This window comes from Streptomyces solincola (assembly GCF_002982015.1).
GTDB lineage: Bacteria > Actinomycetota > Actinomycetes > Streptomycetales > Streptomycetaceae > Streptomyces > Streptomyces solincola.
The window spans coordinates 1-1,613 of the sequence record NZ_PVLV01000719.1; the positions used below are offsets into that span (position 1 = coordinate 1).

Annotated in this window: 1 protein-coding gene; it reads right to left on the bottom strand. The window is 76.2% G+C overall.

What is annotated here, in order from left to right:
- Positions 1 to 2: 2 nt before the first annotated feature.
- The gene (locus C6N75_RS29650) at positions 3 to 1,556 is read right to left on the bottom strand and encodes a phytoene desaturase family protein (protein WP_105871919.1); all 1,554 of its coding nucleotides are present in this window, start codon (positions 1,554 to 1,556) and stop codon (positions 3 to 5) included.
- Positions 1,557 to 1,613 lie beyond the last annotated feature (57 nt).

The following is a 1,613-nucleotide window of genomic DNA, read 5'->3' on the forward strand; positions in this document are numbered from 1 at the left end:
GTTCAGGGGTGTTCCAGGAGGGCCATGGCGGCGTTGTGGCCCGGGATGCCGCTGACCCCGCCGCCGCGCGGGGCGCCGGCGCCGCAGAGCAGCACGTTGGGGTGGCGGGTGGCCACGCCCCAGCGGGCGGCCGGGTCGCCGGTGGCTGCGGGGGCGTCGTCCGGGGCGTAGGGGAAGGCGAGGTCGCCGTGGAAGATGTGGCCGCCGGGCAGACCGAGTTCGCGTTCCAGGTCGAGCGGCGACTTGGCCTCGACGCAGGGGCGGCCGTCGGCGTCGCGGGCCAGGCAGTCGGTGAGCGGTTCGGCGAGGTGGGCGTCGAGCCGGGCGAGCACGGCGTCCAGCAGGGCGGCGCGGGTGGCGTCGGAGCCCGCACCTTCGGCGGAGGTGAACAGCCGGGCGGGGGTGTGCAACCCGAACAGGGTGAGGGTGTGGTGGCCGGTGGCGGCCAGCTCGGGGGCGAGGATGCCGGGGTCGGTGAGCGAGTGGCAGTACAGCTCGGCGGGCGGGGTGGTCGGCGGCCTGCCGGCGGCGGCCTCCCGGTAGGCATGGGCGAGTTGGGCGTACCCCTCGTCGAGGTGGAAGGTGCCGGCGAAGGCGGTGGCCGGGTCGGCGGCGGGGTCGCGCAGCCTGGGCAGCCTCGTCAGCAGCATGTTGACCTTGAGCTGGGAGCCCTCGGCGGGCGGCGGTGCGGGGTCGCCGAGGAGAGCGGCGAGGGTGTGCGGGGAGGCGCCGACCAGCACATGGCGGGCGGCGACGGCGGCCTCGCCGTCGGCGGTGCGGTAGGCCACTTCGGCGGTGCGGCCGTCGGTGTGCACGCGGACCGCCTCGTGCCCGGTGGCGAGGGTGGCGCCGGCCGCGCGGGCGGCGTCGGCGAGGGCGGTGGTGAGGGCGCCCATGCCGCCGACGGGAACGTCCCAGTCGCCGGTGCCGCCGCCGATGACGTGGTAGAGGAAGCAGCGGTTCTGGACGAGCGAGGCGTCATGGGCGTCGGCGAAGGTGCCGATGAGTGCGTCGGTGAGCACCACGCCGCGGACCAGGTCGTCGGCGAAGTGCCGTTCCACGGCGACTCCGATGGGCTCTTCGAACAGGGCGCGCCAGGCGGCGTCGTCGGCGATGCGGGCGCGCAGGGCGGCGCGGCTGGGCAGGGGTTCGGTGAGAGTGGGGAAGACCCGCTCGGCGACCCGGCCGGTCATGGCGGAGAAGCGCCGCCAGGCGTCGTACTCGGCGTCCGAGCCGGTGAGCGCGGCCAGCGAGTCGCGGGTGCGGCCCTCGGCGACGAGCAGGCCGGTGGGGCGTCCGGCGCGCACGGTGGGGGTGTAGGAGGAGACGGCGCGTTTGCGGGTGGCGAAGCGCAGACCCAGGTCCTGGACGATCTTCGGGGGCAGCAGGGAGACCAGGTAGGAGTAGCGGGAGAGGCGGGCGTCGACGCCGGTGAAGGCGTGACTGGAGACGGCGGCGCCGCCGGTGACGGGCAGGCGTTCCAGGACGAGGACGGAGCGCCCGGCGCGGGCCAGGTAGGCGGCGGCGACCAGGCCGTTGTGCCCGCCGCCGACGATGACGGCGTCGTAGTACCGGCCGGCCTGTGCCGTCGGCCGTTCGTCGGCGTGCGGGGC